At 46.6% G+C, this 251-nt stretch carries 1 protein-coding gene; it reads left to right on the forward strand.

What is annotated here, in order from left to right:
- Positions 1-251: type I phosphoribosyltransferase (locus SB658_RS26040; protein WP_486308223.1), on the forward strand; the 251-nt coding region annotated here is incomplete at both ends.

Genomic DNA, 251 nt, shown 5'->3' on the forward strand with positions numbered 1-251 from the left:
GACGAGCGCTGACCCGAATTGCACATGAAATGATTGAGCGCAACAAAGGGATGAAAGATGTCATCCTTGCGGGGATCAAGACAAGAGGCATTCATCTTGCAAAGCGCCTTGCAGAGCGCATCGAGCAAATTGAAGGAAATCCAGTCATAGTGGGTGAACTTGATATTACGCTATACCGTGATGACCTGACAAAAAAGACAGACAACCAAGACCCGCTTGTAAAGGGTGCAGACATTCCAGCTGACATTAAT

Origin of the sequence: Bacillus sp. SIMBA_008, assembly GCF_046535495.1 — a bacterium.
Lineage (GTDB): Bacteria > Bacillota > Bacilli > Bacillales > Bacillaceae > Bacillus > Bacillus subtilis.